This window comes from Brachybacterium sp. P6-10-X1 (assembly GCF_001969445.1).
Lineage (GTDB): Bacteria > Actinomycetota > Actinomycetes > Actinomycetales > Dermabacteraceae > Brachybacterium.
The window spans coordinates 4,286,540-4,302,555 of sequence record NZ_CP017297.1; the positions used below are offsets into that span (position 1 = coordinate 4,286,540).

A 16,016-nucleotide genomic window follows, 5' to 3' on the forward strand; every position below is an offset into this window, starting at 1 on the left:
ATGGAGACGACGTCCCTCCTCCTCCGCGCCCCCTCGACCAACCGTGTCTACACGGCGGCGGCCGGGCCGCTCGCCCGCGCCGAGGCCCGCTGGGTCCTCGGCGCCCGTCTCGGCAGTTCCCCTCGGGTGCGCGAGCGCCGCATCGGAGGGATGGACGCCCTGGAGATCCACGCGTCCGCGCTCGCCTCCGACGAGAGTGCTCGCCTGCTGGGATCGCTCTCGACGACCCTCGGGGTGCTCGACCTCGTCGAGGACGATCCCGAGACCCCGTTGCTGCGACCGCGGACCCTGCCGGATCCTTTCCGACATCCTTCCGACCTGGAGACGATCCTCAGATACCCGGGCAAGACCAATGAGCAGTTCACCGCGTTGCTGGTGAATCTCGCCGCCGCGCTGAGCTCGCGCCGGTCCGGCCTGTTCGACGGCTCGCTGTCCCTGCTCGATCCCTTGTGCGGCCGGGGCACCACCCTGAACCGGGCGCTGCGCCTCGGTCTCAGCCCGATCGGTGCGGACCTCGACCGCACGGACCACGAGGCCTATCGGGCCTTCCTGTCCACCTGGCTGCGCGATCACCGCTACAAGCACACCGTCTCGGCCACGAAGCTCACCGTGCACGGGGAGCGGCTCGGCCCCCGCCTCGACGTCGAGCTCGCCGCCGACAAGCAGACCCTGCGCGCGGGGCGCGGCCAGACCCTGACCATGCTCGGCTGCGACACCACCCGCCTCGGGGAGCTGCTGCCGGCCCGCTCCGTCGACGCGCTGGTGGCGGATCTTCCCTACGGCGTCCAGCACGGCGCCCGCGCCGACGGCGCCTGGCAGCGATCTCCGCGCGAGGTGCTGCGCCGCGCCGCCGACGGGTGGCGTCGCCTGCTGCGCGACGGCGGAGGCCTCGCCCTCGCCGTCAATCGGCGCACTCTCGACCATGAGGCCGCCGACGAGGTGCTCGCCGCCGCCGGCTTCCGGCTCCTCAGCCGCGACGGCGCCTTCCGCCACCGCGTGGACCACGCCATCGACCGCGACGTCCTGCTCGCGGTCCCCACCGACCACCCCCAGCTCGAGCAGCTCGCAGCTCTCGACGCCGACCAGGAGACTGACCGACCATGAACGACAACCCCCGTGCCCTCAAGCTCGCCGACCGCATCAAGGTCATCGTCGCGACCATGCTCGACACCCGGGTCAAGGACCCGCGGCTCGGGTTCGTGACCATCACCGACGTGCGCGTGAGCGGCGACCTCCAGCACGCCACGGTGTTCTACACCGTCTTCGGCACCGGCGAGGAGCGGGAGGGCACCGCCGCCGCGCTCGTCAGCGCCACCGGGATGCTGCGCCGCGAGGTGGGCCGTCAGACCGGGGTCCGCCTCACCCCGACGCTCGAGTTCATCGCCGATGCGATCCCCGAGAACGCGCGCGTCATCGAGGACCTCCTGACCGAGGCCCGTGGCCGCGATGCCGAGCTCGCCCGCTCGAAGGAGGGCGCCGCCTACGCCGGGGAGGCAGACCCCTACCGCACCCCGCACGAGGAGCCGGCCGATGACGATCTCGCCGGCGATGACGAATCGCCCGGCACCGACGGGCGCGGCCGCGAGGACGCGTGAGCGCCCCGCACGGGATCCTGCTGGTCGACAAGGCGCCGGGCCGCACCAGCCACGACGTCGTCGCCCGGGTCCGCTGGTTGCTGGGCACCAAGAAAGTGGGTCACGCCGGCACCCTGGACCCGATGGCCACCGGACTGCTGATCCTCGGCATCGGGCAGGGCACCCGGCTGCTCACGCACCTGGTGGGCCTGGACAAGACCTACGAAGCCACGATCCGCCTGGGCCGCGCCACCACCACGGATGACCGGGAGGGCGAAGACCTCGGCGAGGTCGTGGAGGCGAGCAGGCTCGAGGACGCCGCGATCGCTGAGCAGGTCGCCCCGCTGCGCGGTGACATCGAGCAGGTTCCCTCCACCGTCAGCGCCATCAAGGTCGACGGCCGCCGTGCCTACGCCCGGGCACGGGCCGGGGAGGACATCGAGCTGGCGGCCCGCCCGGTGCGGATCTCCCGCTTCGAGATCACCGCGCGTCGCGCCGAGGGCCCGTACCTCGACCTCGACGCCGTGATCACCTGCTCCTCGGGCACCTATGTGCGCGCCCTGGCCCGCGATCTCGGCGCGGCCCTCGGCGTCGGGGGGCATCTGACCGAGCTGCGCCGCACCAGCATCGGCCCGTTCGCCGTGCAGGAGGGGTCACCCGTCCCTGCCCGCGGCGAGGGCGACGACGTCGAGCTGCCGCTGCACGGGCTGGGGGACAGCGCCGCCCGCGTGCTGGCCACCCTCGACGTGGACGAGCAGAGCTCCCGCGACCTCGCCGACGGCCGGCGCATCCCGCGCCGCGCGGAGCCCTCGCCGGCCCCCGAGGGTCTGCGGACGGATCCGCGCGGCGGGAGCGAGGAACGCGAGCTCGTCGCCGCCCTCGGCCCCGACGGCGTCCTGTGCGCCGTGCTCCGCCCCCGGGGCGAGCACTGGCAGCCCGTGCTGGTCGTCCCGGCCGACGCCCGCAGCTGAGCCGCCATCAGCGGGTCCGGCCCGCCGTCGAGCCGCGCTCGCCCTGACGGCGAAGGCCCCTCCCGCGCATTCGGGAGGGGCCTTCGACCACCGGGATCAGACGCGGGAGGTCAGGTGTGGACCTCGACCCGGGTGCCCATCGACGCCCAGTCGTACAGCCACTTGGCATCGGAGACCGGCATGTTGATGCAGCCGTGCGATCCCGAGTACCCGAAGGACGAGCGCCACGGCGCGCCGTGGAAACCGTAGCCGTTGTGGAAGTACTGCACCCAGGGCACGTCCTCGGTGAGGTAGTACTTCGGATGCCCTTCGGGGTAGTAGGCGGCGTTGGTCATGTCCTGCTGGTCGTAGCGCAGGTAGATCTCATAGGTGCCGGTGGGCGTCTCATTGCCCTCCTTGCCGTCGACCATCGAGCGAGGGCCCCACACCGGGGTGTCACCGACATAGGCGGTGACCGTCTTGTTGGTCAGGTCGACGTCGATCCACTTCTCGCCCGTGGGCTCCGCCGCCTGCTCGGACTCCTCCTCGGTGCCCTTCTCCTCCGTGCCCTTCTTCTCGGAGTCCTTCTTGTCGGCGTCCTTCTCGTCGTCCGTGGACGGCGCGTCGACCTCTTCGACCTCGGCCTTGACCGTCTTGGTCTCGAAGGCCGCTTCGAGGGGCGTGGTGCCGTTCAGCGCCGCGATCAGCTCCTCGGCGACCGCGTCGGCGTTGGTGATCTTCAGCCCGTCCTGCTTCTCGGCGACGACCTTGACGACCTCACCCTTCTCGTCGACCTGCTCGATGCCGTCCTTGACCTCGACGGAGTCCTGATCGGCCTGGGCGGAGACCCACTCGCGCACCGCATCCTCGTCGACCGAGATCGTCAGGGCCTTGCCGGAGTCGTCCGGGGTGACCGCGAGCCAGCCGCTGCGACGCTCCGGCGAGACCTCGTGGGTCTCACCGTCGGCACCCTCGATCGACATCGGCTGCTCGAGCAGGGAGGACAGCGCGCCGACCGTCTCCTCGGCCTCGGCCGTGGTGATCGCCGGGGCGATCTCCTCGACCGGCTGCTCGACGCTGAAGTCCTCCAGCGACGGCGCCTTCTGCGTCACCGAGTCCACCAGCACCTGCGGATCCATGCCCTGGCCCTTGGTGCCGGGCACGACCTTCCAGCTCTGCGCGTCCTCGTCGAAGGTGACCCCCGCATCGACCGGCTGGGTCCTGTCCTCGGGGATGAGCCCGGTGGCGAAGTCCGCGACCGCGGCCTCGTCGACCGTGACCACGGGATCGACCGGGTTCTCGCCGGACCAGGTGGAGGAGATGATATCCCCGAAGGACTCCTCGGCGTCGACGGCCGCCTGCGCGGTGGCATCGGCATCGACGGACACCCCGAGATCGGCGAGCGAGACCTCGCGCTCCTGATCACCAGCGGTGACCGTGACGGTCACGGACTTCGCCTGCTCGGCGACGAGAGCGGCGATCTGCTCCGGCGTCTTGCCGGACACGTCCTGACCGAGCACCGTGGTGCCCGGCAGGGCCTTGCCCTCGTACTGCTTGGCATAGGCGAGCGCGCCGCTGGTGAGGACGACGGCGAGGACGGCGATGATGGCGCCCAGGATGATCAGCGCCCGTCGACGGCCGCGGCGGTCGGAGGGTCGGGACGGGCCGCCCATCGCGGCCTGCTCGGTCACGTTCGTCATGAGTCATCGATCCGTTCTCAGCGGCCGTCGTGTCAGCCCCCGCATGAAACGCGGGAGGGCACAGGGGTCCCTCCCCGGCGCCGCATTGCCCTTCAGGGTAACGGAGAGGACGGGCGGGGCGGGTTGTCCGCCGCACCGACCTTCGTCACAGCTCGGTCACGCCACGGGTCTCGAGCGTGCCGCCGCGGGCGTTACAGTGTTCTGCGGCGTGCTGACACCGCAGCCTCCGCAGCGCGTGTGCGACCGCCGCGCCACCCGTGGGTGCCCGAGAGCACCCGGCCCCGGAAGGACATGACCGCGCCGTGACCCGCACCCCCATCTGGCACACCCTGCAGGACGTGCCCGCCGATCTCGGGGCGACGGCCGTCTCGATCGGCAACTACGACGGGATCCACCGCGGCCACCGCTTCGTGCTCGACCAGCTGCTGCGCCACGCCGAGTCCCGCTCGCTGACCCCGGTCGCCCTCACCTTCTGGCCGCACCCCCGCCACGTCATGCGCGGCGTCGCCGAGCCTCCGCTGATCACCGGGCACGCCGACCGGGATCGCCTCCTGCTGCTGGCCGGGGTCACCGGAGTGCTGGACCTCGAGTACACCCTCGAGTTCGCCCAGTACTCCCCGGAGGACTTCGTGCGGATCTTCCTCGTCGAGGGTCTGCACGCCCGGTGCGTGGTGCTCGGTCAGGACGCCCTGTTCGGGAGGGGGAACTCGGGGGACATCGAGACGATGCGCGAGCTCGGGAGGCGGTACGGCTTCGAGGTGGTCACCGTCACGGAGCTCGGACCGGAGGGGGAGGGCACCGGACGCATCTCCTCCTCGAGGATCCGCGACAGCCTGCTCGCCGGTGACGTCGAGATCGCGGCGGAGGGTCTGGGGCGACCGCACACCGTCACCGACACCGTCCACCACGGCCATCGACGCGGCCGCGAGCTCGGCTTCCCGACCGCGAACCTGGGGCCGACGCCCGAGGGGCTGATCCCCGCCGACGGCGTCTACGCCGGCCGCCTCACCGTCGTCGAGCAGGACCGCGCCCACGCGGGCGTCCCGCCGCTGACCGGGGCGCCCGCGACCATCTCGATCGGGACGAACCCGACCTTCGAGGTCGACGGCGCCCCGCGACGGACCGTCGAGGCCTACGTCCATGGTGATCACGACCTCGATCTCTACGGGGACCGGGTCCGGCTCGAGTTCGTGGCCTTCCAGCGCCCCACCCTGACGTTCGACTCGGTCGAGACCCTGGTCCAGGAGATGCAGCGCGATGTCGAGGTGACCCGCCGCACTCTCGGCGCGGAGCGCTCCCGTCCGGCCCTGACCGACTGATATCCTGCGCAGGCCGTGAATATCGGCCGCGGAGAGTTCGTCCGCCCCTCCTGCTGCCCGCGTCCCGGACGCGAGCGGTCCACGACGGGGCGACGCTCGTCCAGAGAGCCCGGGACATCAGGTCCCGGTGCGCCGCGCAACGACCCAGGAGAGCCATGGCCTTCGACACCGCCACCAAGCAGGAGATCATCAAGGAGTACGCGACCGCCGAGGGCGACACCGGCTCGCCCGAGGTCCAGGCCGCGCTCCTGACCCACCGCATCAAGTACCTGACCGAGCACCTGAAGACCCACAAGCACGATCACCACACGCGCCGTGGTCTGATGCTGCTGGTCGGTCAGCGCAAGCGCCTGCTGAAGTACCTGCAGGCCTCCGACATCACGCGGTACCGTGCGCTGATCCAGCGCCTCGGCATCCGCCGCTGACACCCGCCGCCGCTCGCCCTCGGGGCGGGCGGCGGTTGCGTCTGCCCGCCTCCCGGCGGGGGACCAGACCCCGCCCCCGACCAGGTTCGGTCCTCGGCAGTGACCTGCGGTCCGGTCGTCGGAAGATCCCGACCGCACCGCGCGTGACTGGCGAAGGCCGCACCGGCAGGGGCACCCCCTGAACAAGGAGATACCCCATGGCCATGGAAGGCCCTGACGTCACCACCACGACCGCGGTCATCGACAACGGCTCCTTCGGCCGTCGCGAGGTCCGCTTCGAGACCGGGCGCCTCGCGCAGCAGGCCGCCGGCGCCGTCTCCGTCTACCTCGACGACGACACCATGATCCTGTCGGCCACCGCCGTCTCGAACCGTCCCAAGGACCAGTTCGACTTCTTCCCGCTCACGATAGATGTCGAGGAGCGGATGTACGCGGCCGGGCGCATCCCCGGAGCGTTCTTCCGCCGCGAGGGCCGCCCCAGCACCGACGCGATCCTCGCCGCCCGCCTCACCGACCGCCCGCTGCGCCCGGCCTTCGTCAAGGGTCTGCGCAACGAGGTCCAGGTCGTGCTGACGGTCATGGCCAACGGCCCGGACGACGCCTACGACGTCGTCGGCATCAACGGCGCCTCGGCCTCCACCCAGATCTCCGGCCTGCCTTTCTCCGGCCCGATCGGCGCCGTGCGCATCGCGCTGCTGCCGACCGCCCAGGGCGGCCAGTGGGTCGCGTTCCCGACCTTCTCGCAGCTCGAGGAGGCCGTGTTCTCCATGGTCGTCGCCGGCCGCATCGTCGGCGAGGGCGACCAGGCCGACGTCGCGATCATGATGGTCGAGGCCGAGGCCACCGACAATTCCTGGAACCTCGTCAAGGAGCAGGGCGCGATCGCCCCCACCGAGGAGATCGTCGCCGAGGGCCTCGAGGCCGCGAAGGTCTTCGTCCGCAGCCTGTGCGTGGCCCAGCAGGAGCTGGCCGCGGCCGCCGCCAAGCCGGTCCGCGAGTTCCCGCTGTTCCTGGACCATCAGGACGACGCCTACGAGATCGTCGCCGCGGCCGCGACCGACCGGCTCGCGGAGGTCATGTCGATCGCCGCCAAGACCGAGCGGGAGGAGCGCACCGACCAGCTGCAGGCCGAGGTCACCGAGGAGCTCGCCGGAGAGGGCAAGCAGCTCGAGGGCCGCGAGAAGGAGGTCGGCGGGGCGTTCCGCGCCCTGTCCAAGCAGGTCGTGCGCCAGAAGGTGCTCACCGACGGCATCCGCATCGACGGCCGGGGCCTGCGGGACATCCGGGCGCTCTCCGCCGAGGTCGAGGTGCTCCCGAGGGTGCACGGCTCGGCGCTGTTCCAGCGCGGTGAGACCCAGATCCTGGGCGTGACCACGCTGAACATGCTCAAGATGGAGCAGCATCTGGATTCGCTCTCGCCGGTCCGGCACAAGCGCTACCTCCACCACTACAACTTCCCGCCCTACTCCACCGGTGAGACCGGTCGCGTCGGCTCCCCGAAGCGTCGCGAGATCGGCCACGGCATGCTCGCCGAGCGCGCCCTGGTGCCGGTGCTGCCCAGCCGCGAGGAGTTCCCCTACGCGATCCGTCAGGTCTCCGAGGCCCTCGGGTCCAACGGCTCGACCTCGATGGGTTCCGTGTGCGCCTCGACCCTGGCGCTGATGAACGCCGGTGTGCCGCTGCGCGCCCCGGTCGCCGGCATCGCCATGGGCCTGATCTCGGACACCGTCGACGGTGAGACCCGCTACGCGGCGCTGACCGACATCCTCGGCGCCGAGGACGCCTTCGGCGACATGGACTTCAAGGTCGCCGGGACCAGCGAGTTCATCACCGCGATCCAGCTGGACACGAAGCTCGACGGCATCCCCGCCTCCGTGCTGGCCAGTGCCCTGTCGCAGGCCAAGGAGGCGCGTCTGGCGATCCTCGGCGTGATGCACGAGGCGATCGACGCGCCCGACGAGATGAGCCCGCACGCCCCGCGCGTGCTCGCGGTCACCGTCCCCGTCGACAAGATCGGAGCGGTCATCGGCCCGAAGGGCCAGATCATCAATCAGATCCAGGACGACACGGGTGCCGACATCACCATCGAGGACGACGGCACCGTCTACATCGGCGCGACCGACGGACCCTCGGCCGAGGCCGCCCGCTCCGCGGTCAACGCCATCGCCAACCCGATGGTCCCCGAGGTCGGCGAGCGCTACCTCGGCACCGTGGTGCGCGTGGTCGACTTCGGCGCGTTCGTGTCGCTCACCCCCGGCAAGGACGGCCTGCTCCACGTCACCCAGCTGCGCAAGCTGAACGGCGGCAAGCGGGTCGAGAACGTCGAGGACGTCGCCCAGGTCGGCCAGAAGCTCGAGGTCGAGATCCGCGAGATCGACTCGCGCGGCAAGATCTCCCTGGCCGTGAGCGAGGACGAGGAGAAGCCCGCCGAGGAGGACTCCTCCGTGGCGAAGTGATCCTTGCGGCGGCCTGAGAGCCGCCCACCCCAGGACGGGGAGGCACCGCACGGTGCCTCCCCGTCCTGCTGCGCGGAGGTCCTCGGCGGTCTCCCGATCGGGGGCGTCCGCCGGTGACGAACCCCGCGATCACCATGCCGCACGGCGTGGAACAATCAGTCGATGCCTTCCCTCCTGACCTACGACGATCCCGCCTCCGACGTGATGCTCGATGCCGCCACCGGCGTGCGGCGCAGCATCCTTCCCGGAGGCGTCCGCCTGCTGACCCAGACCGATCGCAGCGTGCGCAGCGCGTCCATCGGACTGTGGCTGCCGGTGGGCTCGCGCGACGAGCGCCCCGAACACGCCGGGTCCACCCACGCCCTCGAGCACCTGCTGTTCAAGGGCACCGAGCGCCGCACCGCGATGGACATCGCCACCGCCTTCGACGAGGTCGGCGGGGACTCCAACGCCGTCACCGCCAAGGAGCACACCCTCTACTACGGCCGGGTGCGCTCCTCGGACGTGCCGCGCGCCATCGACGTGCTCACGGACATGATCACCGCGAGCCTCCTCACCCCGGAGGCCCTGGAGACCGAGCGTCAGGTGATCCTCGAAGAGCTCGCCATGGCCGAGGACGACCCCACCGACATCGGCTACGAGACCTTCCTCGCCGACGTGCTCGGCGCGGACACCGCCGTCGGCCGGCCCGTCGGCGGCACCGCCCGGAGCGTCGCCGCGCTGGACATCGAGGACGTGCGCGCCCACTGCCGCGAGCACTACCGCCCCGAGAACCTGGTCGTCACCGCCGTCGGCGACATCGACCACGACGAGCTCACCGAGCTGCTGGTCGAGGGACTGCGCCGCGGCGGCTGGGAGCTGGAGACGGGGACGCTTCCCCGTCGTCGGCCCGACGCGGACGGTGACCTCCTGGCCGGGCCCGACCCGACCACCGACGTCGCCGCGATCTCCCCCCACCGACTGATCCGCCCCACCGAGCAGAACCACATCTTCCTCGGCGGACCGGGCATCAGCGCCGTCAGCGAGGACCGGCACACCATGTCGGTGCTCATGTCCGTCCTCGGCGGCGGCATGTCCTCCCGCCTGTTCCAGAACATCCGCGAGCAGCGCGGACTGGCCTACTCCGTGTACTCCTTCACGGCCGGCTACCGCGACGTCGGCCTTTTCGGCATGTACGCCGCCTGCCGCCCCGGTCGCACCGAGCAGGTCGTCGAGCTGCTCGCCGCCGAGCTCGCACGGATGGGCACGTACGGCATCGGCGAGGACGAGCTGACGCGGGCGAAGGGCCAGATCACCGGGACCTTCGCCCTCGGCCTCGAGGACACCAGCAGCCGCATGGGCCGCCTGGGCACGATCGAACTGGTCCACGGGCGGTACACCAGCGTCGACGAGACCCTGGCGAAGATCTCCCGGGTCGATGTCGCCGCGGTGCGCGAGCTGGCCGGCCGTCTCGGGCAGTCCTTCAGCACACGCGTCGAGATCGGCCCCGACGCCTGAGCGCACCGGCCACCGCACCCCACCCCATACCGCGAGCACTCAGGAGAGCATCATGACCCCCACCGACACCACCCCGCTGCGCGTCGCCGTCCTCGGCGCCGGAGGCCGCATGGGCTCCGAAGCCTGCCGCGCCGTCGAGGAGGCCGCGGACCTGGAGCTGGTGGCCCGGATCGGTCGCGAGGACCCCCTCGGGAGGATCGCCGAGGCCGGCGCACAGGTCGCCGTCGACCTCACCGTCCCCGCCGTCACCGCCGAGAACGTCAGCTGGCTCGTCGAGCACGGCATCCACGCCGTGGTCGGTACCACCGGGTGGACCGAGCAGTCCCTCGACCCGCTGCGCTCCCAGCTCGAGGGGGCCGACGGGGTCGGGGTGCTGATCGCCCCGAACTTCGCCCTCGGGGCCGTGCTGGCCATGCGCTTCGCCGAGATCGCCGCCCGGTACTACGACAGCGCCGAGGTGATCGAGATGCATCACCCGAACAAGCTCGACGCCCCCTCCGGCACCGCCCGCCACACGGCGGCCGCCATCGCCCGCGGTCGGGCCGCCGGCGGCCTCGGTCCCGTCCCGGACGCCACCGAGAAGGACCCCGACGGAGCCCGTGGAGCGGTCGTCGACGGCATCCACGTCCACGCGGTGCGCCAGCGCGGCCTCGTCGCCCACGAGGTGGTCCAGTTCGGCGGACCCGGGGAGCAGTTCCAACTGCGTCACGACTCCTTCGACCGTGCGAGCTTCATGCCCGGGGTGCTGCTGGGCGTGCGCGAGGTCGCCGCGCACCCCGGCCTCACCGTGGGCCTGGACGGCTACATGGATCTCGGCTGAGGCCGGCGGGACAGATGCGATCGAAGATCTTCGTCGCCGCGCTCGTGCTGATCACCGCGGCGTATTGCTGGGGCCTGGGTTGGATCGCCTGGGGCTTCCTGCGCGTCGGCAGCGCCCTAGGGTACGGACTCGCCCTGGGCATCGCGATCCTGCTGGCGCTGAGCGTCTGGGTGATCTGGCGGGAGGTCCTCTTCGGCGTGCATGCGGGCGACCTCTCGCGCCGCTACCAGGTGCCCCCCGATGCCGTTCCCGGCGATCCGCGGGCCGAGTTCGAGGCCGCCCGGACCGCGGTCCAGGACAGCGGCGAGGCGGACTGGACCGCCTGGTACCGCCTGGCGCTGGCCTACGACGCCCTGCGTGATCGAGCGGGGGCGCGGCGAGCGACCCGGCGGGCGATCGACGCCGCGCGGCGCTGAGCGTCGCGGCGTCCGCGTCTCACCCCCATCCGAGAGCTCGCAGACCGGCCGCGACCAGGGCCGCACCGATCACGACCACCAGGAACGGGGCACGCAGCGCGAGCAGCCCGGCGGCCACTCCGAGCGCGGCCAGACGGGCGTCGAGCACGATCTCGGGCCCGCTGGTCGCTGCCTGCGTCGCGACCAGCGCCCCCAGCAGGGCGATCGGCAGCATCGTGGTGATCCGCGCGACCCGCGGACGCTCGAGCACGTCGGGCGGTGCCTGGTAGCCGATCCATTTCTGGGCGAAGGACAGCAGCGAGGCCGCGATCACCACGATCCACAGCACGCTCATGAGATCTCCTCCTCGCCGGCTCGGTGCGGGGCATCGCCTCCGCGCTCGGCATCCGCCCCGGTCGCTGCATCCGCCTCGGCCCGGACAGCGCGCCGCCGCACCGGGATCAGACCGGCGCCGACCGCCACCAGCGCCGCCGCCAGCACCGGCAGTCCGGCCGGCAGCGCCGGGGTGGTCACCAGGGCCACGAAGGCCGCCGCCACCGCGATCGCGACCGCGTCCCGGGACCGCAGACGCGGCCACAGCAGGGCGAGGAAGGCGGCGGCCGCGGCGGCGTCGAGCCCCCACGCGGCCGGGTCCGCGATGTGCCGGCCCCCGAGCGCACCGAGCAGCGAGAACAGGTTCCAGAAGACGTAGACCCAGACCCCCGCGGACCAGAAGCCCGCCCGCCGCGACTCCTCGTCCGCGCCGGTCGCCGCGAGCGCGGCGGACTCGTCGATCGTCAGCTGGACCCGCGCCAGCGCCCTCCACCCGCGGCGGGGGAGGTTCGGGGCCAGGATCAGTCCGTACAGGGTGTTGCGCACGCCCAGCAGGAGCGCGGCGAGCGCTGCGCCGAGCGCGGATCCGCCCCCGCCGAGCACCCCGACGAAGGCGAACTGGCTGCCACCGGTGAACATCACCGCCGAGAGCACCATCGCCTGCCAGACGTCGAGTCCGGAGGCGGTGGCGAGCGCCCCGTAGGAGATGCCGTACAGGCCGGTCGCGAGCCCGATCGAGAAGCCGGTGCGGCGCACGCTGCGCACGCGGTCCGGGGTCTCGTGGGGGCGGCGCCCGAGGGGCTGGGAAGCGGTGGACATGATGACCCTCACGGTACGGTCACCTGGGCGGACACCGTCGTCGCGTCCGCCGGGTGGTGTGAGATCGTAGAACCATGACGGCCTCCCAGGACACCTCCGACGCGCCCCGGCCCACCGCTGCGCTCCCGTTGCGCGCCCGAGCTCTCCTGCTGGACATGGACGGCACCCTGATCGACTCCGGACCGGCGGTCGAGCGGGCCTGGAACACGCTGCTGCGCGAGCTCGGCACCGACCTCGAGTTCGGGCACGCCCAGCACGGCCGCCCCGCGCGCCAGGTGCTCGCCGAGCTGCTGCCCGGCCTCGACGCGGAGGAGCTCGACGCCGCGCATGCGCGCGTCGAGCAGCTCGAGATCGCCGACGTCGACTCCATCGTGACGCTGCCGGGCACCGAGCGCCTCCTGCGGGAGCTCGACGCGGCCGCCCGGCAGCTGGGCCGGGACACGTGGGCGATCGTGACCTCCTGCACCGCACCGCTGTTCGCGGCCCGCTGGGGCCGGACGGGGCTGGCCGAGCCCGCCCAGCTGGTCACCGCGGACCAGGTCCGACGGGGCAAGCCCGACCCAGCGCCGTACCTGCTCGGCGCCGAGCGCCTGGGCATCGCGCCGGGGGAGACCGTCGTCCTGGAGGATTCCGTCGGCGGCCTGGTCTCGGGGGCCGAGGCGGGGGCCCGCACGGTCGCCGTGACGAGCACCACGCCGGCCGCGGAGCTGGCCCCGCTGGCGGACGCCCTGGTCACCTCGCTCGACGACCTGGAGATCCGCGTCGACGGCGAGGACCTCGTGCTGGCCCGCCGCGGTAGCTGAACGTCACGTCGCGCCTGGGCTCTCGGGGGCGGCGGCGTTGATAGGCTCAGGCGGCCGATCCTGGATCCTGCGTCGACCTGTGGCGTTGTCATCGCGGATCGGAGCAGCCCCCTCGAAAGGACTCGCCTCATGTGCGGAATCTCCGGCAGCTACGGATTCGGCGCCGACGCCGAGGGCATCGCCCGGCAGATGAACAGCGCCCTGGCCCACCGCGGCCCCGACGGTGAAGGCCTGTTCACGCACGGCCAGGCGTCCCTGGCGCACCGTCGCCTGTCCATCATCGACCGTGAGCACGGCGCCCAGCCGATGACCACGGCCGACGGCCGCTTCACGATCGTGTACAACGGCGAGACCTACAACTACCTCGAGCTGCGCGCCGAGCTCGAGGGGCTCGGGCGCACCTTCCGCACCGCCTCCGACACCGAGGTGCTGCTGCAGGCGCACGCCGAATGGGGCACCGCGGCCTACGACCGTTTCAACGGCATGTTCGCCTTCGCGATCCACGATGCGTCCACCGGCACGGTCACCGTCGCCCGCGATCACTTCGGCATCAAGCCCCTCTACTACTGGATCGACGAGACCGCGGGATCCGGCGGAGACGGCCCCCAGGTGCTGTTCGGCTCCGAGATCCGAGCCCTGCTGGCTGCGCAGCGCTTCGAGGCGGCGCCCGACGATCGTGCCGTCTACCGCTACCTGAAGTACCGCGTGCAGGACGACGACTCCCGGACGTTCTTCCGCGGCGTGCGCCGCCTGATGCCCGGACAGGTCCTCGAGATCAGCGCGGACGGCACCTCGATCACGGCCTTCACCTCCCTGCAGCAGGAGCTGCGCGAGATCGCGGCGCGTCCCAGCCGCCCGTACAGCGCCGAGGTGGTCGACGAGTACCGCGAGCGCTTCGGTGAGGCGGTGCGGCTGCGCCTGCAGTCCGAGGTGCCGGTCGGCACCTCGCTCTCCGGCGGTCTGGATTCCTCCGCGGTCGCCGCCGTCATCGCCCGTCACCTGCGCGAACAGCCCCAGGACGAGAGCTTCAGCGCCGTGGGCGCACGGCAGAACACCTTCTCCGCGGTGTTCCCCGACTCCTCGAACGACGAGGAGCGGTACGTCGATGCGCTGCTGGAGGAGAACGCCGGCCAGATCACCTCCCACAAGATCCATCCGCAGCCGGAGACCTTCCTCGAGGACGTGCGCGACTTCGTGCGCACCCAGGAGGAGCCGATCATCTCCACCGGGCCCTACGCGCAGTACGCGGTGATGCGTGCGGCGAGCGAGCACGTCACCGTGCTGCTGGACGGCCAGGGCGCCGACGAGATGATGGCCGGGTACAACCCCTACTTCTACGTCTACCTGCGCCAGCTGCGCCGCCAGAAGCGGTTCAAGGAGCTCGCGAGCGAGGTCGTCGGCTCGCGCGACATCCTGCGCAAGCTCGCCCGCACGAAGTACTCCGGGCGCACCTCGGTCCCGGTCGAGGCGCTGCTGAACTCGAGCTTCGTCGCCGAGCACAGCGCCGAGAAGGTCACATCCGTCCAGGACGACCTCAAGGAGCGTCTGCTCGAGGACACCTTCCGCTCCTCACTGCCCTCGCTGCTGCGCTACGAGGACAAGAACACGATGCGCTTCAGCATCGAGGGCCGCGTGCCGTTCGTGGACAAGGAACTGCTGAAGTTCCTGTTCTCCCTCGACGAGTCCGCGATCATCCATGACGGCTGGAACAAGCGGATCCTGCGCGAGTCGATGGACGGGATCCTGCCCGACGCGATCTCCAAGCGGCGCAACAAGATCGGCTTCACCACGCCGGAGGGGGAATGGTTCCGCACCATCGCCCCGGAGCTGATGGAGATCTTCGCCTCCGAGTCCTTCGCGAGCCGCCCCTACTTCGACGCCCCCAGCGTCATCGCCCTGTTCGAGGACTACATCGCCCACCCCGGCAATCACGGCACGATGATGTTCTGGCGCCTGCTGAACGTCGAGCTGTGGATGCGCACCTTCTTCGACGACACCGAGGGCTCCACGCGGGCCCTGGGGGACGAGGCCGCCGCCGACGAGCGCGCGGCCCTCGCCGCCGCGGGCGAGAGCTCCGCGCCCGAGGAGACCAGGACCGCCGCAGCGGGGACCGCGGGTGCCGAGGCCGAGGAGCCCAAGAGCGACTACGTCGCCAACCCGGACAAGCAGCTGGACCTGGTCTCCGACACCGATCGCCACACCTGGCGCCGACTGCCCCTGCAGACCGCACTGGTGGCCCGCGGCGACGACCTCCAGGCGCTGGTGCGCGAGCGGGTCGAGCGCTTCGCCGCCTCCCTGCCCGCCGACGTCGTGCCCGAGGGGTCCCCGTGGTACTTCGTGATCAGCGAGAAGATCATCGCGATCACGCAGGGCCGCTCGTGGTTCACCTGGGAGATCGCGCCGCGTCCCGCCGCGAAGGTGCTCAGCCGCTTCGTGACCCGCACCCCGGCCGGCATCGGCCTGGGAGACCCGACCACCATGGAGCTGGCCATCCGCGAGGTCGGTCTGCCGCGGGTGGTGGCGGCCTCCGCGGCCGGCGCGGTCGGCAAGGTGATCGGCAGGAAGGGGCTGTTCTACGAGGTGGTCGGCGCGAACGTGCGCGCGATCGACGGGCCGACGCCGTACTCGGCGTTCCCCTCGAACGTCTCCGCGAAGCTGCCCCCGAAGGATCCCGACGCCGTGTCCGCCTCGCTCTCGGCGGCGATCCGCGGGGCCGACATCCCGGTGGCGCTGCGCGACAGCTTCGTGGGCACGGTCGTCATGGACGCCAACGACATCGGACGCAACGTGCTGGGCTCGGACGTCTCCGTCCCGCACGAGCGGCTCGAGGCGACGTTCGCCGACAATCCCCTCGGTCAGGGCCGCCAGCGCACCCCGCTCGCGATCCTGGTCGATCTCGGCGCCGCGTCACAGCGTTGAGAGCGG

General features: G+C 71.7%; 14 protein-coding genes. 11 read left to right on the forward strand and 3 right to left on the reverse strand.

All coding sequences use genetic code 11. The features are described from left to right. Genes BH708_RS19080 through truB form a run of 3 tightly spaced genes read left to right on the forward strand, consistent with a single transcriptional unit; the run spans position 1 to position 2,545 of the window. Entirely contained in the window at positions 1–1,104 is a 1,104-nt protein-coding gene (locus BH708_RS19080) for a TRM11 family methyltransferase (RefSeq protein WP_076810520.1), read from the forward strand. Next, complete coding sequence (gene rbfA / locus BH708_RS19085; protein WP_076810521.1) at positions 1,101–1,595, forward strand: 30S ribosome-binding factor RbfA; 495 nt, start codon at positions 1,101–1,103, stop codon at positions 1,593–1,595. The genes BH708_RS19080 and rbfA overlap by 4 nt, the downstream gene beginning before the upstream one ends. Continuing rightward, the gene (gene truB / locus BH708_RS19090) at positions 1,592–2,545 is read left to right on the forward strand and encodes a tRNA pseudouridine(55) synthase TruB (protein ID WP_076810522.1); all 954 of its coding nucleotides are present in this window, start codon (positions 1,592–1,594) and stop codon (positions 2,543–2,545) included. The genes rbfA and truB overlap by 4 nt, the downstream gene beginning before the upstream one ends. A gap of 110 nt (positions 2,546–2,655) precedes the next feature. Here the strand turns inward: truB and BH708_RS19095 are convergent, their stop codons facing one another. Next, the gene (locus tag BH708_RS19095; RefSeq protein WP_076810523.1) at positions 2,656–4,224 is read right to left on the reverse strand and encodes a L,D-transpeptidase family protein; all 1,569 of its coding nucleotides are present in this window, start codon (positions 4,222–4,224) and stop codon (positions 2,656–2,658) included. A 302-nt stretch (positions 4,225–4,526) separates the two neighbouring features. On the opposite strand from BH708_RS19095, the gene BH708_RS19100 reads away from it, so the two are divergent. The 6 genes from BH708_RS19100 to BH708_RS19125 all read left to right on the forward strand — a co-directional run bounded on the left by BH708_RS19100 (position 4,527) and on the right by BH708_RS19125 (position 11,157). Beyond that, complete coding sequence (locus tag BH708_RS19100; RefSeq protein ID WP_076810524.1) at positions 4,527–5,543, forward strand: bifunctional riboflavin kinase/FAD synthetase; 1,017 nt, start codon at positions 4,527–4,529, stop codon at positions 5,541–5,543. 155 nt (positions 5,544–5,698) lie between these two features. Beyond that, positions 5,699–5,968 (forward strand): 30S ribosomal protein S15, encoded by a 270-nt coding sequence (rpsO, locus tag BH708_RS19105; RefSeq protein WP_076810525.1) that lies wholly within the window; start codon positions 5,699–5,701, stop codon positions 5,966–5,968. Between the two features lie 203 nt (positions 5,969–6,171). Beyond that, complete coding sequence (locus BH708_RS19110) at positions 6,172–8,424, forward strand: polyribonucleotide nucleotidyltransferase (RefSeq protein ID WP_076811640.1); 2,253 nt, start codon at positions 6,172–6,174, stop codon at positions 8,422–8,424. 162 nt (positions 8,425–8,586) lie between these two features. Beyond that, on the forward strand, positions 8,587–9,921 hold the full coding sequence (locus tag BH708_RS19115) for a pitrilysin family protein (protein ID WP_076810526.1): 1,335 nt from the start codon (positions 8,587–8,589) through the stop codon (positions 9,919–9,921). A 52-nt stretch (positions 9,922–9,973) separates the two neighbouring features. Continuing rightward, entirely contained in the window at positions 9,974–10,741 is a 768-nt protein-coding gene (gene dapB, locus BH708_RS19120) for a 4-hydroxy-tetrahydrodipicolinate reductase (RefSeq protein WP_076810527.1), read from the forward strand. A gap of 14 nt (positions 10,742–10,755) precedes the next feature. Further along, positions 10,756–11,157, forward strand: coding sequence for a hypothetical protein (locus BH708_RS19125; RefSeq protein WP_076810528.1), 402 nt, complete (start codon positions 10,756–10,758; stop codon positions 11,155–11,157). 19 nt (positions 11,158–11,176) lie between these two features. Here BH708_RS19125 and BH708_RS19130 read toward each other — a convergent pair whose 3' ends face one another. Together BH708_RS19130 and BH708_RS20570 are read right to left on the reverse strand one after the other, a co-directional pair. Beyond that, a complete protein-coding gene (locus BH708_RS19130) occupies positions 11,177–11,491 on the reverse strand; it encodes an AzlD domain-containing protein (RefSeq protein WP_076810529.1) in 315 nt (104 codons plus the stop codon). Further along, on the reverse strand, positions 11,488–12,288 hold the full coding sequence (locus BH708_RS20570) for an AzlC family ABC transporter permease (protein ID WP_076810530.1): 801 nt from the start codon (positions 12,286–12,288) through the stop codon (positions 11,488–11,490). Before BH708_RS20570 ends, BH708_RS19130 begins: the two co-directional genes overlap by 4 nt. 74 nt (positions 12,289–12,362) lie before the next feature. Between BH708_RS20570 and BH708_RS19140 the strand changes: the two genes are divergently transcribed. Next, positions 12,363–13,091, forward strand: a complete 729-nt coding sequence (locus BH708_RS19140; RefSeq protein ID WP_076810531.1) for an HAD-IA family hydrolase — start codon at positions 12,363–12,365, stop codon at positions 13,089–13,091. 129 nt (positions 13,092–13,220) lie between these two features. Then, positions 13,221–16,010 (forward strand): asparagine synthase (glutamine-hydrolyzing), encoded by a 2,790-nt coding sequence (gene asnB / locus BH708_RS19145; protein ID WP_076810532.1) that lies wholly within the window; start codon positions 13,221–13,223, stop codon positions 16,008–16,010. The last annotated feature ends 6 nt before the right edge of the window (positions 16,011–16,016 follow it).